This window comes from Mesorhizobium sp. WSM4983 (genome assembly GCF_029625765.1).
Classification (GTDB): domain Bacteria; phylum Pseudomonadota; class Alphaproteobacteria; order Rhizobiales; family Rhizobiaceae; genus Mesorhizobium.
The window spans coordinates 973,210-989,539 of record NZ_JARTVM010000001.1 but is presented as its reverse complement, the minus strand read 5'-3'; the positions used below and the strand labels follow the sequence as shown (position 1 = coordinate 989,539).

Sequence of the window (16,330 nt, the reverse complement as noted above, 5' to 3'; positions counted from 1 at the left end):
GCCGACCGCCGTGATTTCGTTATCCTAGGGTGGAGCGACGCGAAGCGGAGCGCAGACCCTAGGATCCATGCCGGGACGTCGACCGAAGGCCGTAAGCGGCTCAGAGTACCCGACGAGCTGAGCGCGGCGCAGCGAGCCGTATTCTGCGCCACAGCGGAGCGTCGAGCTAACGGCATGGATCCTAGGGTCCGCGGCGGGCCGCTTCGCTCCTTGCTCCGCCCTATGATGACGAAAAACGCGCAGCGCCGCGTGCTGCCGTTGCGCCGGGGGAAGGCCCGCTAAATGGACTCCTTCCGTTCCAAGATCATCCCGGTCACGTCAATCCTCGCCGGCGTGGTGGTGCTCTGGTATGTCTTCGCCGTCATCCTCAATGCGCCGTTCCAGCGCGATCTCGACGCCAGAGCCAACGAAACCCCCGGCACGGTCGAATTCATCGGCAAGACATTATCGCAGCCGAAGCCGACGCTGCCGGCGCCGCACCAGGTGGCGGTGAACTTCTTCGAGAACACCTTCCTGCGCGGCATCACCTCGAACCGCAGCCTTGTCTACAATGCCTGGGTGACGCTGTCCTCGACGCTGCTCGGCTTTGCTTTCGGCACGGCGCTCGGCATCGTGATCGCCGTCGGCATCGTGCATGTGACGACGCTCGACCGCAGCCTTATGCCGTGGATCATCGCCTCGCAGACCATTCCGATCCTGGCGGTGGCGCCGATGATCATCGTGGTGCTGGCGGCCATCGGCATCACCGGGCTGATCCCCAAGGCGCTGATCTCGACCTATCTGTCGTTCTTCCCGGTTGCGGTCGGCATGGTGAAGGGATTGCGCTCCCCCGAGCTCATGCATCTCGACCTGATGCACACCTATAATGCCAGCGCCTCACAGACCTTCTGGAAACTGCGCGTGCCGGCCTCGGTGCCGTTCCTGTTCACGTCGATGAAGGTGGCGGTGGCGGCGAGCCTGGTCGGCGCCATCGTCGGCGAATTGCCGACGGGTGCTGTCGCCGGAATCGGCGCCAAGCTGCTCTCGGGCGCCTATTACAGCCAGACGATCGACATCTGGTCGGCGCTGGTTGCGGGCTCGGTGGTCGCCGCGCTTCTGGTCATGGTGGTCGGCATCGCCGGCCGCCAGGTCGACCGCGCCATGGGCGGGAGGCCGGCATGACCTGGCTGAAACCATCCTGGCAAGCGGTGCTGGCGATCCTTCTTTGCGTCGTCGCCTTCGCGCTCGGCGCGATGTCGACACCGGAAGCGGCTGCGCTGGCCGAGCCCGCCGCGACGGTTGCCTACCCATATATGGGCACCAAAGGTCTCATCCTCGGATTGCTGCTCATCGCGGCGCTGGTTTCAACGGTGAGACTCGCGCCACTTGTCGAAGCGATTGTCCTGTTCATCGGCGCTCATGTCGCAGCGTGGCTTCTGGTCAAGGGCATCGGAGGCTTCGAGGGCACGGCACTGGCGCCGTACTTTCTGGTTCTCGCGGCCGCTTGGTTGCTTGCCTGGCGCTGCGTCGCGCTGTTGTCCTCGCTACGGACTGCAGCCAGCGGGGCCAAAACGGCGCTTCGCCTGATCATTCCGGCGATCTTCGGCGCCTGGATCCTGATCATCTGGGAAGCGGTGACGCGCGGCGCCGGCATTCCCTTCATCCTTTTGCCACCGCCGAGCGCCATCGGTGCGCGCATCGCCAACTCGCTGCCGATCCTGGGATCGGACGTGCGGCAGACGATCTTCAAGGCGGTGCTGATCGGCTACATCGTCGGCAATCTCGCCGGCTTCGTCGTCGCTATTCTCGCCGACCGTGTGCCGTTCCTCAGGCGCGGGCTGCTGCCGATCGGCAACATGGTATCGGCGCTGCCGATCATCGGCGTCGCGCCGATCATGGTGATGTGGTTCGGCTTCGACTGGCCGTCCAAGGCGGCGGTCGTGATCATCATGACCTTCTTCCCGATGTTGGTGAACACCGTCGCGGGGCTTGCCGCCTCCGGCCACATGGAGCGCGATTTGATGCGCACCTATGCGTCGGGCTACTGGCCGACCTTGCTGAAGCTGCGGCTGCCGGCGGCAATGCCGTTCATCTTCAATGCGCTGAAGATCAACTCGACGCTGGCGCTGATCGGCGCCATCGTCGCGGAGTTCTTCGGCACGCCCGTGGTCGGCATGGGATTCCGCATTTCGACGGAAGTCGGGCGGATGAACATCGACATGGTCTGGGCCGAAATCGCGGTTGCAGCACTTGCGGGTTCGGTCTTTTATGGCGTGGTCGCTCTTGTCGAAAGAGCCGTCACGTTTTGGCATCCCTCTGTCCGTGGTGGATAGGGGCGGTGGGTTTGGGTGCTAACTTCAGAGGGTAAAAACATGAAAAGACTGGTAATTTCTGCTCTGGCCGGGGCGATGTCGCTGGCCGCTTTCCAAGCGATGGCGGCCGACAAGGTGACGCTGCAGCTGAAATGGGTCACGCAGGCCCAGTTCGCCGGCTACTACGTCGCCAAGGCCAAGGGCTTCTACGAGGCCGAAGGGCTCGACGTCGACATCAAGCCGGGCGGGCCGGATATCGCGCCCGAGCAGGTGATCGCCGGCGGCGGCGCCGATGTGATCGTCGACTGGATGGGCGGCGCGTTGGCCGCCCGTGAAAAAGGCGTGCCGCTGGTCAACATTGCCCAGCCGTTCAAGAAAGCCGGCATGGAGTTGGTCTGCCCGAAGGACGGCCCGATCAAGACCGAAGCCGACTTCAAGGGCCACACCCTCGGCGTCTGGTTCTTCGGCAACGAGTACCCGTTCTATGCATGGATGAACAAGCTCGGCCTCAAGACCGACGGCGGCAAGGACGGCGTCACCGTGCTGAAGCAAAGCTTTGACGTGCAGCCGCTGATCCAGAAGCAGGCGGACTGCATCTCGGTCATGACCTATAACGAGTACTGGCAGCTGATCGACGCCGGCTACAAGCCGGAGCAGCTCACCGTCTTCAACTATTCAGCCATGGGCAACGACCTGCTCGAGGACGGCCTCTACGCGCTGGAGAACAAGCTCAAGGATCCGGCCTTCGAGGACAAGATGGTGCGCTTCGTGCGCGCCTCGATGAAGGGCTGGAAATACGCCGTCGACAATTCGGATGAGGCGGCCGAGATCGTCATGGATAATGGCGGCCAGGACGAGAACCATCAGAAGCGCATGATGGGCGAAGTCGCCAAGCTGATCGACAATGCCGACGGCAAGCTCGATCCGGCCACCTATGAGCGCACCGCCAAGGCGCTGCTCGACCAAAAGATCATCGCCAAGGAGCCGTCGGGCGCCTACACGACCGCGATCACCGACAAGGCGATCAAGTAAGGTCGACCTCGCCAGTCGAGACTTAACGGGGCGGGTGACCGCCCCTTTTGCTTGGCTGTGGTAAAATATCCGTGTGCAGGGATACAAGCGGCCTGCCAACCGTTGCAGTGGGGCATCCGCGCGCCGGGGGAGCCGCGGCGGGGCGGATGCGCGCCAGCCAAGGAGGTTCTCCAATGCGCATCCAATCATGGCCGATGCTTTCGGCCTTTGCTGTCTCGACTGCTTTGCTGCTCGCATCTCCGGCCTTGGCCGAAACTGTGAAGTACAATGCGACGCTCGACGGTAGCCAGCAGAGCCCGCCCGTCACCACCAAAGGCAAGGGAACCGCCACATTCACCTTCGACACCGCCAAGAAGAAGCTCAGCTGGAACGTCAAATATTCCGGCCTCAGCGGACCTGCGACGGCTGCTCACATTCACGGGCCGGCCGCGTCGGGTGAAAACGCACCTCCGGTGATCCCATTCAAGAAGCTCAAGAGCCCGATCAAGGGATCGGCGACGCTGACCGACGCGCAGGCGGCCGACCTCGAGGCCGGCAAGTACTACGTCAACGTCCACACCAAGGCGAATCCGGACGGCGAGATCCGCGGCCAGATCGAGAAAGCCGGCGGATCGATGTAGCGGAGTTTCCTCAGGCAGCAGCGAGGGGGGCGACCGCCTCGTTCTGCCTGATCAGGACTTGTCGCGTATCTGTGTCAGCGTGCGGGTCGGCGTGATGGCTTCGGGATCGAGCCTGATCTCGACGATCGCCGGCTTGCCGCTGGCGCGTGCGCGTTCGAAGGCCGGCGCAAAGTCTTCGGTCTTTTCGACGGTCTCGCCATGGCCGCCATAGGCGCGGGCGAGGGCGGCGAAATCCGGGTTCTTGAGGTCGGTCGCCACGACGCGGCTCGGATATTCCCGCTCCTGATGCATGCGGATCGTGCCGTAAATGCCGTTGTTGACGACCACCACGATGATCGGCAGGTCGTATTGCACGGCGGTCGCGAACTCCTGCCCGTTCATCAGAAAACAGCCGTCGCCGGCAAAGGCGATGACCTCGCGATCCGGGTATAGGGCCTTGGCCGCGACCGCGGCCGGCGTGCCGTAGCCCATCGAGCCGGAAGTCGGCGCCGCCTGCGTGGCGAAGCGGCGGAAGCGGTGGAAGCGATGTACCCAGGTGGCGTAGTTGCCGGCGCCGTTGGTGAGGATGGCGTCTTCCGGCAGCGCCTTTTCCAGATAGGTCATGATCGGCCCCATCTGCACAGCGCCGGGGCCGGTCTGAGGCGGCGTCGACCATTCGAGATAGGCGGCATGCAGCTTTGCCGTCTCCGCCGCCCAACCGGGCGCGGCCGGACCTTTGCGTCTGGCGAAGGCTCGCACGAAGGCGGCGGGGGAGGCGTTGATCGCCAGGGTCGGCCGATAGACGCGGCCAAGCTCGCCGGCGTCGGCGTGGACATGCACCAGCATCTGGTCCGGGTAAGGGCTTTTCAACAGCGTATAGTCCGAGGACGGCATCTCGCCCATGCGGCCGCCGATGAGCAGCACCAGGTCTGCCTGCTTGACCGTTGCCGCCAGCTTCGGATTGATGCCGATGCCGACATCGCCGGCATAGTTCGGATGCAAGTGGTCGAACAGCATCTGGCGGCGGAAGGAGCAGCCGACCGGCAGTGACCAGGCCTCTGCGATACGGGTGACGTCCTGAACCGCTTGAATATCCCAGCGCGTGCCGCCCAGGATGGCAATCGGCCGTTTGGCGGCATTGAGCAGGGCCTCAAGCCGGTCGAGTTCGGCTTCACCAGGGCTTGTTTCGACCAGCGTATGAGCCAGCGCCGTTGGGGCCTCGACCTCGCTGGTCAGCCTGTCCTCGGGCAGCGAGATGACAACTGGGCCAGGGCGGCCTGACGTCGCCACCGCGAAGGCGCGGGTGACGAATTCCGGGATGCGTGAGGCATCCTCGATCTCGACCACCCATTTGGCGATGTCGCCGAAGAAGCGCTTGTAGTCGACCTCCTGAAAAGCCTCGCGCTCCTTGGCGTGACTGGCGACCTGGCCGATGAACAGGATCAGCGGCACCGAATCCTGCATGGCGATATGAATGCCGGCCGAAGCGTTGGTGGCGCCGGGGCCGCGCGTGACAAAGCATATGCCGGGCTTGCCGGTCAGGCGCCCCTGGCAGTCGGCCATCATCGCCGCTCCGCCTTCCTGACGGCAGACGATGGTGCGGATCGGCGAGTCATGCAGCGCGTCGAGCACCGCCAGATAGGATTCGCCAGGAACGCAGAAGATGCGGTCGGTGCCGTTCGCTTCGAGCGCCTCGACGATCAATTGTCCGCCCGTTTTCATTTTGCTGCTCTCTCCAGTTCGGCAAGGATTTCCTCAGTGTGCTCGCCGAGACGCGGCGAGGGGCGCTCATAGACGAGCGGCGTGCCGGACATCACCATCGGCGCACGTACCGAAGGCAGCAAATTGCCATGGCCGTCCTCCAGGTCGAGCTTCATGCCGCGCGCGATCGTCTGCGGGTCGGCGAACATCTGGCCGATCGTGTTGATCGGGCTTGCCGGCACGCCGGCTGCCTCGAGCTTCGCCAGCAGCGGATCGCGATCCCACGTGCTCAGCTTCTCGATGATCCGCTCGCGCAGCTTGGCGCGATTGGCGACGCGGGCGGGGTTGGTGGCGAAATCGGAATCGGCGGGCAACTCGGTCAGCCCGACCGCTGCGCAGAACTTGGTGAATTGTCCGTCGTTGCCGACCGCGAGGATGATATGGCCGTCCCTGACCGGCAGCACCTCGTAAGGCGCGATGTTCATATGCGCGTTGCCCATCTGCACGGGCGACTTGCCGGAGACCAGATAGTTGAGATTCTGGTTGCCGAGCGCCGAGATCTGGCTGTCGAAGAGCGCCATGTCGATATGCTGGCCTTCACCGGTCCTTTCTGCGTGGCGGAGCGCCGCCTGGATGGCGATCACCGAATAAAGGCCAGTGAACAGGTCGGAGATGGCGACGCCCGCCTTCTGCGGCTCGCGGCCGACCTCGCCGGTGATCGACATCATGCCGGCCATCGCCTGGATGATGAAATCGTACCCAGCGCGGGGCGCGTAGGGCCCGTCCTGGCCAAAACCGGTGATCGAGCAATAGACGAGACGCGGGTTGATCCTCTTCAGGCTTTCATAGTCGAGCCCGTATTTCTTGAGACCGCCGAGCTTGAAGTTCTCGATCAGCACGTCGGCCGTGGCGACGAGGCGGCGGAGCGTGTCGGCGCCCTCGGGCTTGGAGAAATCGATGGCGACCGAGCGCTTGCCGCGATTGCAGGAATGATAGTACGCCGCCGAAAGGTTCTCGCCGTCATGGCTCATGACGAAGGGCGGGCCCCATTTGCGGGTGTCGTCGCCGCCGTGCGGGCTCTCCACCTTGATGACATCGGCGCCGAGATCGGCGAGCAACTGCCCGGCCCAGGGGCCTGCCAGGATGCGAGCGAGTTCGATGACGCGGATGCCTTTCAGCGGGGGTTCAGCCATGGATCACCGTGAAGGGTTGAAAGCGCAGCGTCTACCAACAGAGGTCGCCCCTGTCACGACCCATGCAATGGGCCAATGCCGCTAGGTTTCAGCGTATGATCCGCCCAGGCGGCGAAATCATTCATGATGATGTCGCGGTTGACCTCGTTCAGGCTCTCGTGGCGGGTGTCGGCGTAAACCTTTGAAACCAGATTCGAAAAGCCCATTTTGTCCATCCGCCGGGCAAGGTGGTGAACCGCTTTGCCGTGGTCCGATGCCGGATCCTTCCCGCCGCCGATCAGATTGACGAAGAGGTCGCGGCGCACGCCGGCGAAGCTAGAATCCCTGCCGGCGTAGAGCGCCAGGTTGACCACATCGCGCCACATGGAGACCGAGGCATCCCAGCCGCAGAGCGGGTCAGCGATGTATTTGTCGACCTCGACCGGATCACGCGACAGCCAGTCGAACAAGGTCCGGTGATTGGGTACGGCCTTGCCCCAGGCCTGGAAGGTCAGCTTGGGCAGCAGCCGAGATGGCACGTCGGAGCCCAGCCGCATCCTTTCCCAGCCCAGGATGGCCAGGGCCAGCCGGCCGAGCAGGCCTTGCGAGAAATTGCCGTTCCAGATTGCGGCGGCATGGACGCGATCGGAATGGCGGAGCACGAAATTCAGCGCGATCGAGGCGCCGAGCGAGTGTCCAAAAGCGATGACCGGCAATCCCGGATGTTCAACGGCGATCAGATCATGCACCGCGCCGACATCGGCAATCACCTTGGCGATGCCGTCGGTATCGGCGAACCGGCCGAGCGGCGCATCGGGCGCCTTTGTCGCGCCATGGCCGCGATGGTCATGGGCGTAGACATGGAAGCCGCGCGCGCCGAGGAAGTCGGCAAAGCGGGCGTAACGCGCCGCATGCTCGGCCAAGCCGTGATTGATCTGGATGACGGCGCGCGGGGATAGTTGCGCATGTTTCACATAGAGGTTGAGGTCGGCCCCGGTCGGTGAGGCCAGCCTGGTCTGCTTGTCGAATGGCATGTCTCGCTCCCTTGGCGACTGATGGGCGAGGGCTTCGGCTGCGTCAAGAGTGCGAGATCCTTTCGAGCCTATGGAGTGCGCTTATCGCTCTCCTGGGGATTATTTTCGCGCGACGACAAAGATCGCAATTCTGACACGTCGCCTGTTCTAATGTGGCGAATCCGATACGGTTCGATGATCGCCGGGAGAGCGGGAATGCGGGTTTGGGCAGTATGGGGTTCGGTTGTTCTGGCCCTGGTTGGCGCCGGCGCGGCTCAGGCCGATGTGAGGATGAGCGGCACCTTCGTGGCCGACAGCGCCTGTCCGGCAACGCAAGCCATCAGGAGCGGCAAGAACTCCGGCAACGTGTCTACCGAAGCGGGACAGACCTATCAGCTTCTGGCAGGCAACAAGGACGAGCCCACCCATTATCTCATCCAGGTTCCTGGCGCCGATCCGGAGCGACGCTGGGTGAAGATCGGCTGCGGTCATGTCACCGGCAGCAGCGCGTCCGCCACGCCCTCGCCGGCCGATCCGATGAAGCCGTCGCAACCTGGTTCCGGCAAGCCTGAATATGTGTTCGCGCTGAGCTGGCAGCCCGCATTCTGTGAGACCAAGGCCAACAAACCCGAATGCAAGGCGCAGAATCCCAACGAATTCGACGCTTCGCACTTCACGCTGCATGGGCTGTGGCCGCAGCCGAACGGCAATTTCTATTGCCAGGTGTCGGCGGCCGACAAGGCCAACGACAATCCCGCGCATTGGGGGGATTTGCCGCCCGTCGAACTCGACGTCAACACGCGCGCCGAGCTCGACCAGATGATGCCGGGCACGGCGTCCAAGCTGGAGCGCCATGAATGGATCAAGCACGGCACCTGCTACGGCAAGAGCCAGCAAGAGTATTTCTCCGACGCGCTCAATCTGATGCGCGCGGTGAACGCCTCGCCGGTGCGCGATCTTTTTGTCAAAAACATCGGCAAGCAGCTGACATCGGAGCAGATACGCAATGCCTTCGACCAGGCCTTCGGCAAGGGCGCCGGCGACCGCGTGCGCGTCTCCTGCCTTGTCGATCCGTCGAGCGGAAGGCGGTTGATCGGCGAGCTGACGCTCGGTCTCTCCGGTCCGATCGCCCCCGACAGCAAGCTCGCCAGCCTGCTGATCGCCTCGGCGCCGACGAGCAAGGCGGGCTGCCCGAAGGGCATGGTGGACGCGATAGGGTTTCAATAGGGCGCGTGCCAGGCCCGGATCTGGCCGCCGAACCGAGCATGATCGCCGGCTGGTGAAGATCGCGGCGTGCCGAAAGCGATTGCCGTTCGGCGCTTCATCGCCTACATAGCGCGCAACTCCACCCAATTCGACAGTTCAGTTTCAGGGAAAGCGCGCGTGGCTCGCCAGTTCATCTATCACATGTCAGGCCTGTCGAAGGCCTACGGCACCAAGAAGGTGCTCGATAACATCCACCTGTCCTTCTATCCGGACGCCAAGATCGGCATCCTCGGCCCCAACGGTTCGGGCAAGTCAACCATCCTGCGCATCATGGCCGGGCTCGACAAGGAGTTTCAGGGCGAGGCGTGGCTGGCCGAAGGCGCGACCGTGGGCTACCTCGCTCAGGAGCCGCAGCTCGACAACAGCAAGACCGTGCGTGAAAACGTCATGGACGGCGTCGCCAGGAAGACCGCCATCATCGAGCGCTATAACGAGCTGATGATGAACTATTCCGACGAGACGGCGGACGAGTCGGCCAAGCTGCAGGACGAGATGGACCGGCTGAACCTGTGGGATCTCGAGCAGCAGGTCGAGATGGCGATGGACGCCCTGCAGTGCCCGCCGGCCGATTCCGAAGTGACCAACCTCTCGGGCGGCGAGCGGCGCCGGGTGGCGCTCTGCCGGCTGCTTCTCGAGCAGCCCGACCTTTTGCTGCTCGACGAGCCGACCAACCATCTCGACGCCGAGACCACGCAATGGCTGGAAAAGCACCTGCGCGACTATCCGGGCTCGGTGCTGATCATCACACACGACCGCTACTTCCTCGACAACGTCACCGGCTGGATTCTCGAGCTCGACCGCGGCCGCGGCATTCCCTACGAGGGCAACTACACCAAATATCTGGATGCCAAGGCCAAGCGCCTGATCCAGGAAGGGCGCGAGGACGACGCCCGCCAGAAGGCGATCTGGCGCGAGCGCGAATGGATCCAATCCTCGCCGAAGGCGCGCCAGACCAAGTCCAAGGCGCGCATCAAGGCCTACGAGGAATTGGTCGAGCAGTCGCAGAACCGCAAGCCGACCGACACGCAGATCGTCATCCCGTCGAGCGAGCGCCTCGGCAATGTCGTCATCGAGGTCGAGGGCCTCAACAAGGGCTTTGCCGACGAGCTTTTGATCGAGGATCTGTCGTTCAAACTGCCGCCGGGCGGTATCGTCGGCGTCATCGGCCCGAACGGTGCCGGCAAGACGACGCTGTTCAGGATGATCACCGGCCAGGAAACACCGGATGCCGGCTCGATCCGCAAGGGCGAGACTGTGAAGCTCGGCTATGTCGACCAAAGCCGCGACGCGCTCGACCCGAACAAGACGGTTTGGGAAGAGATCTCGGGCGGCGCCGAGGTCATCAAGCTCGGCAAGCACGAGGTCAACAGCCGCGCTTACTGCTCGTCCTTCAACTTCCGCGGCGGCGACCAGCAGCAGAAGGTCGGCAATCTTTCCGGCGGCCAGCGCAACCGCGTGCATCTGGCCAAGATGCTGAAGGGCGGCGGCAATGTGCTGCTGCTCGACGAACCGACCAACGATCTCGACACCGAAACGCTGGGCGCGCTTGAAGATGCGCTCGAAGCCTATGCCGGTTGCGCGGTGATCATCAGCCACGACCGCATGTTCCTCGACCGCATGGCGACCCACATGCTCGCCTTCGAGGGCGACGCGCATGTCGAATGGTTCGAAGGCAACTTCGAGGAATATGAGAAGGACAAGCTGCGCCGCCTGGGCGCGGAGGCGGCAACCCCGCACCGCATGACGCACAAGCGGCTGACGCGGTAACAAAGTCCGTGGGCGGCGAACACATATGAGGCTCTGAAATGGCTGACTGGTCCGCCGCCCAATATCTGAAGTTCGAGGACGAGCGCACGCGGCCCGCGCGGGACCTGGCAGCACAAGTCCCGGTCGATTTCCCGCGCCGCGTCGTCGATATCGGCTGCGGTCCGGGCAACTCGACGGAGCTGCTGGTCGAGCGCTGGCCGGATGCGGAGGTCAGCGGCTTCGACACCTCACCCGACATGATCGAGAAGGCGAAGGCGCGGCTGCCCAACGTGAATTTCGCTCTAGCCGATGCTTCCGCATGGCAGCCGGCACAGCCCGTCGACGTGATCTTCGCAAACGCGGTCTTTCAATGGCTGCCGGAGCATCCGGCGGTGTTCCAGCAGCTGATCGGGCTGCTCGCGCCGGGCGGCGCCTTGGCCATCCAGATGCCCGATAATCTTGGTGAACCCTCGCATCGGTTGATGCGCGACACCGCGGCCGAGATGCCGTTCTCGGCCAAGCTCAGGAGCGCCGCCCGCGCGCCGCTGCCCCCGGTTTCCTTCTACTACGATCTTCTGTCGCCGCTCGCCGATCGCGTGGATATCTGGCACACGATCTACAATCATCCGTTGGCCAATGCCGAAGCGATCGTCGAATGGGTCAAGGCGACGGGGCTGAAGCCGTTCCTCGATCCGCTCGACGCGGACGAGAGAAAGACATTCCTCGAAAGCTACACCGCAAAGATCGCAAAGGCCTATCCGAAGACGGCGACCGGCAAGGTGCTGCTGCGCTTCCCGCGCATCTTCATCATTGCCAAGCGGGCCTGACCGTTTCCGGTCAACTCATCGCGATAGCCGGAACTGCGATTTAGGCTGGCATAAACCGGCCAAATGCGACAAGGGTAGCGCGCTCCGGCACAAAGGCCGTGCCTCGGACGGATTGGACATGCATCGCGTCATCATCAGCGGCATCGGCGCCGAAATCCCCGAGCCTGTCATCACCAATGAAGAGCTGGTCGAAAGCTTCAACAGCTGGGTCGACACCGAGAATGCGCGCCGCGCCGTCACAGGCGAGACGCTGCTGCAGAAGTCGGACAGCGACTTCATCGTCCATGCGTCGGGCGTGCAGACCCGCCATGTGATCGAACGCGAAGGCATCCTCGATCCAACCCGCATGGCGCCGCGCATTCCGGCCCGGCCGGACGACGCGCTGTCGCTGCAGGCGGAGTTCGGCATCGCTTCGGCCAAAAAGGCCATCGCCCATGCCGGCGTGGAAGGCTCGGATATCGATCTGGTGATCTGCTCGGCCTCGCATCATCAGCGGCCTTATCCGGCGATCGCCATCGAGATGCAGCAGGCCCTGGGCACCAATGGCGCCGGCTTCGACATGGGGCTCGGCTGCTCTTCCGCCGCGGCGGCGCTGCACATCGCGGTCAACCTGGTCAGGGCAGGGGCGCACAAGCGCATCCTGGTGTCGACGCCCGAAATCATCACCGGCCATCTCAACTTCCGCGACCGGCAGACGCATTTCATCTTCGGCGACGCCTCGGTCGCCATGATCGTCGAAGGGCTCCACCAGGGCGAGAAGCGGCCGGGACGCTTCGAGGTGCTCGACACGCGCACCTGGACGCAAATGTCGAATAACATCCGCACCAATCTCGGCTACCACACCCGCACTGCCCAGGACGATCCCTACCAGATCAAACTCGAGGGCAACCTGATCAAGCAGGTCGGCAACAAGGTGTTCAAGGAAGTCACGGTCGCGGGCCACAAATTCATCGTCGAGTTCCTGGCCGAGCATGGTCTGACGCCGCAAGGCATCCGCCGCTTCTGGCTGCATCAGGCCAATGCGCGCATGAATGCGATGATCCTGAAACTCGCCTTCGGCCATGATGTCAACCACGACCGCGCGCCGATGGTGCTGGAACGCCTCGGCAACACGGCGGGCGCCGGCGCCATCGTTGCACTGTCCGAAAATCATGCGGACATGAAGGCCGGCGATTTCGGCCTGCTCTGCGCCTTCGGCGCCGGCTATTCCATCGGCGGCGCGCTGCTGAGGATGTTGTAAACCGGCTCAGGCGGGGACGAACGGCACCAGCATCGGCACGCGCCTGGCATAGTCGTCATAGGCGGGGCCGAGCTCGCCGCGCAGGAAGCTCTCCTCCAGCCTGGCCTTGACGACGATGCCGACAAGCAGCAGGGCAGCGCCGGCAACACCCCAGACAGTGCCCTTGGCTACCATGGTGGCGAGGATCGACACCAGCAGGCCGGTGTAGATCGGGTGGCGGACCAGCCGATAGGGACCGGTGTCGACCACGCGGTGATCGGCTTTGGCGGTGACGGTGCCCGACCACAGCCGACCGAGATGCAAGCGCGCCCACCAGGCGAAAGCGATGCCGATCGCGATCAGGGCGACGCAGATCCAGCCCTCGGCAAGCGTCGGCGTCCACAGCCGCAATCGGCCGACATAGCCGTGCGCCGGCGCGAACAGCAGAAAGGTGCCGGCCAGCCAGAGAACCCGGTAACGGGCCTCAGCCTTGAAGTCCGCGCGCTTTTGCGCTGGATCGGCCCACGCGGCGGCCAGCACCCAAGACACCACCCAGGCCAACCAGAGCGCGGCGATCGCATGTTGAACCTGCATGATCTGAACCCTCCCAAGTTTCGCGCCGCCATTTACGCCGCCGGCGCGGCGGCAATGCGGCGGAACGTGAAAGCGTGCGGCATCTTCAGGTAAGAAAGTCGTGATCGCCATCAAGCGCTGTGATCGGATCATCAGCGCTTTCGACTGGACCGAGTAGCCGAGCGTCTCTAGACCAACACTATGCAGGAAACGAACCTAGAGCTTTTTCCGTCGGCGGAGCCGACGGCCGACATCGTCGCCGGCCGCAAGCTGACAGCATTGGCAGCGGCACTCTATGCCGCTCCGTCCGATCATTTCGAGTCAAGGCCCGTGGACGAATTGCGCCTTGGCTTCGACGGGATCGAGGGTGACTTCCATGCCGGCGCGACGCGGCGCTCCGGCGGGCGCGAGCCCTGGTACCCGCGCGGCACCGAAATGCGCAACGAGCGGCAATTGTCGCTCGTCGCCGCGGATGAGCTCGCCATCGTCGCCCACCGCATGGGCCTCGAGGAGATCAAGGCGGAATGGATCGGCGCCAACCTGATGATCGAAGGCCTGCCGCATCTTTCGATGCTGCCGGCGGGGTCGCTGTTGTTCTTCAAGGGCGGCGTGACGATCAAGATCGACGGCCAGAACAAGCCCTGCCGGGTCGCCGGGCAATCGATCGCCCAACATGTCAACGCGGCGGATCGCGACGCGACGGCCTTGCTGTTTCCGAAGACGGCGAAGAGGCTGCGCGGTCTGGTCGCCTGGGTCGAAAAACCCGGCATCATCAGGACCGGCGAAGAGATTTCGGTGCGGGTGCCGGAGCAGTGGATCTATCGCGCGTGATCGGGCTTCGGCTTTGGATATCGCCGGTTCAAGTCTCGCTCTGAGTGAACTGTGGCAGTGGCTTTGGTTGTCATCCGTAGCGCACTGCGCTCGACCAGGCCGGATCCTCGTGCTTTTGCCAGTAGAGGCGCATCAGACGCTCAGTGATCGCCCCGACCTTGCCATCGGCAACCGGAGCACCGTCGATCATCGTGACGGGCATGATGCCGCCGGCCGTCGAGGTGATGAAGACTTCGTCGGCTGACTTGAGCGCGGCCACGCTGACATCCGCGGCAACCGCGGGCAGTCCCGCCTCGGCGCACAGGTCAAACACGGTGCGGCGCGTTATGCCGGGCAGCACGCCGACGGCGGGCGTGGTCAATTTGCCTGCCCTGACACAGAACACGTTGAAGCCTGGACCTTCGGCGAGGTTGCCGTTGAAGTCGAGCACCAGCGCCGTGTCGGCGCCGCGGTCATAAGCGTCGTAGAGCCCGCGCACCAGGTCCAGCCAATGGTAGTTCTTGATCGAGGGATCGATCGAGGCAGGTGGGATACGGACTTTGTCGCTGATCGCGACGTGGAGGCCGCTTCGCAATTGTTCGGCATTGGCGACCGAGCCGAAGGGGACGGCGAAAGCCATGAACCGGTTGATCGCCTGACGCGGATCGCGGCTGAAGGTCGGCGAGGCGCCGCGCGTGCACAGCATCTCGACATAGGCGGCGCGATGGCCGGACAGCGCGACGCAATTGTGCAGGATTTCGGCAACGCCGTCGCGGCCGAACGGGATGGTCATGCGAAGCTTTTCCAGCCCGCCGAAGAAACGGTCGAGATGCAGATCGAGACGGAAAAAGCGGCCGTCCCAGACATGGACCGTGTCGTAAGTGGCGTCGGAATGCAGAAAGCCCCAGTCCAGCACCGACACCTTTGCCTGCTACATCGGCAGATATTGTCCATCGAGGTAAGCGACGCCGTTGGGATAGGCATGCGGATCGAGATGATGCTCTGACAGAACGGGTAGTGGCGCGGCAGGCGCGGGGGCGGCTTGGCTCATTCGCTCCTTCTTCGTCGTTGTGGAAAGGCAGGCTAGCGTCCCGCTTCGAATGAAGTAAGAGCTAGGCCAACGGCGCTGTCTAGCCTAGCCTGTGCTTTACTCGTCCTCGTCATCCTCTTCCAGCAGCCGCGTCGCGCGCCAGCGGGTCAGCACCTCATTGGTCTCGTCGATGACAAAGAAGCGTGCCGAGTCGCGGTCATAGCCTTCGGCCAGCAGTTTGTCATAGTCGGTATGGGTGTGGCGGACATGCGCGATGGTTGCCAGCCACACCGCGATCGTCGGCGGCAAGCTCTTCATATGCACGGCTCCGGCATCGGCGCGGATTTTTTCCATGTCGGAATAGGGGGCGAGCGGTAAGAGCGCGGTGAGCGCCTTGGCAATCGCGCGGCGGCGGCCGGTCGGCGCGCTCATTTCTCCTCGCGTCCGGCAATGGCCGCCTCAGGGAAGGCATCGGTCGACGCATAGTAGGGCTTGATGTCGACGACCGGCGTGCCGTCGAGCACGTCGATGGCGTCGATCTCGATCCGGCCTTCCTCGATATCGAGCGCGACGAGCTTGGCGATGTGCAGGCCGACAGGGTTCGGCCGGGCAGGGGAGCGCAGCGAGAAAACGCCTTTCGGTTCAGCCGCATGGCGCGGTTTCTGCACAATCAGATTCCGTGGGGCATGATCGAGCCAGGACAGGATGACGATGTGGCTGGCGCGATCGAGGTTCTGCAGCCCCCGGCGGTAGGGCTTGTCGATCAGGATGGCCGCAGTCCGGCCGGTCTCGCGGGCGGCGCGCATGTTTTTGGGACAATCCTCGCGGCTTGTCCAAGGCGAGGCGATCCGGCCGATGAAGACGACATGGCCGTCCGGCGGCAGATCGGCCGGGTCGTTTTCCAGGAGCGTCTCGTCCTCGCGTCTCTCGAACATCGTTCAATCAATCCGCGCACGCATGGCCTGCAATGCGCGGATCATGGCTGCGCCATTTTCTTGTCCGGGAGCGACATAGCGCTTGCCAGGCTTTCAAATTCGACATAAACATATCT

Annotated in this window: 16 protein-coding genes; 9 read left to right on the top strand and 7 right to left on the bottom strand. The window is 63.7% G+C overall.

Annotated features, from left to right (window positions below; genetic code table 11):
* Window positions 1-282 precede the first annotated feature (282 nt).
* The 4 genes from P9254_RS04930 (at window position 283) to P9254_RS04915 (ending at window position 3,943) form a co-directional block, all read left to right on the top strand.
* Complete coding sequence (locus P9254_RS04930; RefSeq protein WP_278057312.1) at window positions 283-1,161, top strand: ABC transporter permease; 879 nt, start codon at window positions 283-285, stop codon at window positions 1,159-1,161.
* Complete coding sequence (locus tag P9254_RS04925) at window positions 1,158-2,312, top strand: ABC transporter permease (protein ID WP_278057313.1); 1,155 nt, start codon at window positions 1,158-1,160, stop codon at window positions 2,310-2,312. Before P9254_RS04930 ends, P9254_RS04925 begins: the two co-directional genes overlap by 4 nt.
* A gap of 39 nt (window positions 2,313-2,351) precedes the next feature.
* Window positions 2,352-3,323: an ABC transporter substrate-binding protein gene (locus tag P9254_RS04920; protein ID WP_066990642.1), complete on the top strand. Its 972-nt coding sequence runs from the start codon at window positions 2,352-2,354 to the stop codon at window positions 3,321-3,323.
* 173 nt (window positions 3,324-3,496) lie between these two features.
* Window positions 3,497-3,943, top strand: a complete 447-nt coding sequence (locus P9254_RS04915) for a CHRD domain-containing protein (protein ID WP_066990644.1) — start codon at window positions 3,497-3,499, stop codon at window positions 3,941-3,943.
* A 51-nt stretch (window positions 3,944-3,994) separates the two neighbouring features.
* On the opposite strand, the gene P9254_RS04910 is transcribed toward P9254_RS04915, so the two are convergent.
* Genes P9254_RS04910 through P9254_RS04900 form a run of 3 tightly spaced genes read right to left on the bottom strand, consistent with a single transcriptional unit; the run spans window position 3,995 to window position 7,829 of the window.
* Window positions 3,995-5,644, bottom strand: a complete 1,650-nt coding sequence (locus P9254_RS04910) for a thiamine pyrophosphate-binding protein (protein WP_278057314.1) — start codon at window positions 5,642-5,644, stop codon at window positions 3,995-3,997.
* Complete coding sequence (locus tag P9254_RS04905; RefSeq protein ID WP_067328979.1) at window positions 5,641-6,816, bottom strand: CaiB/BaiF CoA transferase family protein; 1,176 nt, start codon at window positions 6,814-6,816, stop codon at window positions 5,641-5,643. Before P9254_RS04905 ends, P9254_RS04910 begins: the two co-directional genes overlap by 4 nt.
* Before the next feature lie 53 nt (window positions 6,817-6,869).
* Entirely contained in the window at window positions 6,870-7,829 is a 960-nt protein-coding gene (locus P9254_RS04900) for an alpha/beta fold hydrolase (protein ID WP_278057315.1), read from the bottom strand.
* 195 nt (window positions 7,830-8,024) lie between these two features.
* On the opposite strand from P9254_RS04900, the gene P9254_RS04895 reads away from it, so the two are divergent.
* The 4 genes from P9254_RS04895 (at window position 8,025) to P9254_RS04880 (ending at window position 12,887) form a co-directional block, all read left to right on the top strand.
* Window positions 8,025-9,035 (top strand): ribonuclease T2 family protein, encoded by a 1,011-nt coding sequence (locus P9254_RS04895; RefSeq protein WP_127216252.1) that lies wholly within the window; start codon window positions 8,025-8,027, stop codon window positions 9,033-9,035.
* A gap of 156 nt (window positions 9,036-9,191) precedes the next feature.
* Window positions 9,192-10,841, top strand: coding sequence for an energy-dependent translational throttle protein EttA (gene ettA, locus P9254_RS04890; RefSeq protein WP_067328984.1), 1,650 nt, complete (start codon window positions 9,192-9,194; stop codon window positions 10,839-10,841).
* 38 nt (window positions 10,842-10,879) lie between these two features.
* Window positions 10,880-11,647 carry a trans-aconitate 2-methyltransferase gene (tam, locus tag P9254_RS04885; RefSeq protein WP_095824939.1) on the top strand — a complete coding sequence of 256 codons (768 nt, stop codon included), beginning with the start codon at window positions 10,880-10,882 and terminating at the stop codon, window positions 11,645-11,647.
* Between the two features lie 118 nt (window positions 11,648-11,765).
* Window positions 11,766-12,887, top strand: a complete 1,122-nt coding sequence (locus P9254_RS04880) for a beta-ketoacyl-ACP synthase III (protein ID WP_278057316.1) — start codon at window positions 11,766-11,768, stop codon at window positions 12,885-12,887.
* A gap of 6 nt (window positions 12,888-12,893) precedes the next feature.
* Here P9254_RS04880 and P9254_RS04875 read toward each other — a convergent pair whose 3' ends face one another.
* Complete coding sequence (locus P9254_RS04875; protein WP_278057317.1) at window positions 12,894-13,460, bottom strand: methyltransferase family protein; 567 nt, start codon at window positions 13,458-13,460, stop codon at window positions 12,894-12,896.
* A gap of 180 nt (window positions 13,461-13,640) precedes the next feature.
* Here P9254_RS04875 and P9254_RS04870 point away from each other — a divergent pair, with 180 nt between their 5' ends.
* Window positions 13,641-14,270, top strand: a complete 630-nt coding sequence (locus P9254_RS04870) for an MOSC domain-containing protein (protein WP_278057318.1) — start codon at window positions 13,641-13,643, stop codon at window positions 14,268-14,270.
* A gap of 70 nt (window positions 14,271-14,340) precedes the next feature.
* Here P9254_RS04870 and P9254_RS04865 read toward each other — a convergent pair whose 3' ends face one another.
* The 3 genes from P9254_RS04865 to tsaA form a co-directional block, all read right to left on the bottom strand.
* Window positions 14,341-15,171: an aminotransferase class IV gene (locus P9254_RS04865; RefSeq protein WP_278057319.1), complete on the bottom strand. Its 831-nt coding sequence runs from the start codon at window positions 15,169-15,171 to the stop codon at window positions 14,341-14,343.
* A gap of 225 nt (window positions 15,172-15,396) precedes the next feature.
* A complete protein-coding gene (locus P9254_RS04860; protein WP_066990672.1) occupies window positions 15,397-15,711 on the bottom strand; it encodes a DUF2293 domain-containing protein in 315 nt (104 codons plus the stop codon).
* Entirely contained in the window at window positions 15,708-16,214 is a 507-nt protein-coding gene (tsaA, locus tag P9254_RS04855; RefSeq protein WP_066990675.1) for a tRNA (N6-threonylcarbamoyladenosine(37)-N6)-methyltransferase TrmO, read from the bottom strand. The genes P9254_RS04860 and tsaA overlap by 4 nt, the downstream gene beginning before the upstream one ends.
* Window positions 16,215-16,330 lie beyond the last annotated feature (116 nt).

What these genes read in the sequence shown, in the direction of transcription:
- P9254_RS04930 (WP_278057312.1), top strand. Translation starts at nt 283, where the DNA reads ATGGACTCCTTCCGTTCCAAGATCATCCCGGTCACGTCAATCCTCGCC.
- P9254_RS04925 (WP_278057313.1), top strand. Translation starts at nt 1,158, where the DNA reads ATGACCTGGCTGAAACCATCCTGGCAAGCGGTGCTGGCGATCCTTCTT.
- P9254_RS04920 (WP_066990642.1), top strand. Translation starts at nt 2,352, where the DNA reads ATGAAAAGACTGGTAATTTCTGCTCTGGCCGGGGCGATGTCGCTGGCC.
- P9254_RS04915 (WP_066990644.1), top strand. Translation starts at nt 3,497, where the DNA reads ATGCGCATCCAATCATGGCCGATGCTTTCGGCCTTTGCTGTCTCGACT.
- P9254_RS04910 (WP_278057314.1), bottom strand. Translation starts at nt 5,644, where the DNA reads ATGAAAACGGGCGGACAATTGATCGTCGAGGCGCTCGAAGCGAACGGC.
- P9254_RS04905 (WP_067328979.1), bottom strand. Translation starts at nt 6,816, where the DNA reads ATGGCTGAACCCCCGCTGAAAGGCATCCGCGTCATCGAACTCGCTCGC.
- P9254_RS04900 (WP_278057315.1), bottom strand. Translation starts at nt 7,829, where the DNA reads ATGCCATTCGACAAGCAGACCAGGCTGGCCTCACCGACCGGGGCCGAC.
- P9254_RS04895 (WP_127216252.1), top strand. Translation starts at nt 8,025, where the DNA reads ATGCGGGTTTGGGCAGTATGGGGTTCGGTTGTTCTGGCCCTGGTTGGC.
- tam (WP_095824939.1), top strand. Translation starts at nt 10,880, where the DNA reads ATGGCTGACTGGTCCGCCGCCCAATATCTGAAGTTCGAGGACGAGCGC.
- P9254_RS04880 (WP_278057316.1), top strand. Translation starts at nt 11,766, where the DNA reads ATGCATCGCGTCATCATCAGCGGCATCGGCGCCGAAATCCCCGAGCCT.
- P9254_RS04875 (WP_278057317.1), bottom strand. Translation starts at nt 13,460, where the DNA reads ATGCAGGTTCAACATGCGATCGCCGCGCTCTGGTTGGCCTGGGTGGTG.
- P9254_RS04870 (WP_278057318.1), top strand. Translation starts at nt 13,641, where the DNA reads ATGCAGGAAACGAACCTAGAGCTTTTTCCGTCGGCGGAGCCGACGGCC.
- P9254_RS04860 (WP_066990672.1), bottom strand. Translation starts at nt 15,711, where the DNA reads ATGAGCGCGCCGACCGGCCGCCGCCGCGCGATTGCCAAGGCGCTCACC.
- tsaA (WP_066990675.1), bottom strand. Translation starts at nt 16,214, where the DNA reads ATGTTCGAGAGACGCGAGGACGAGACGCTCCTGGAAAACGACCCGGCC.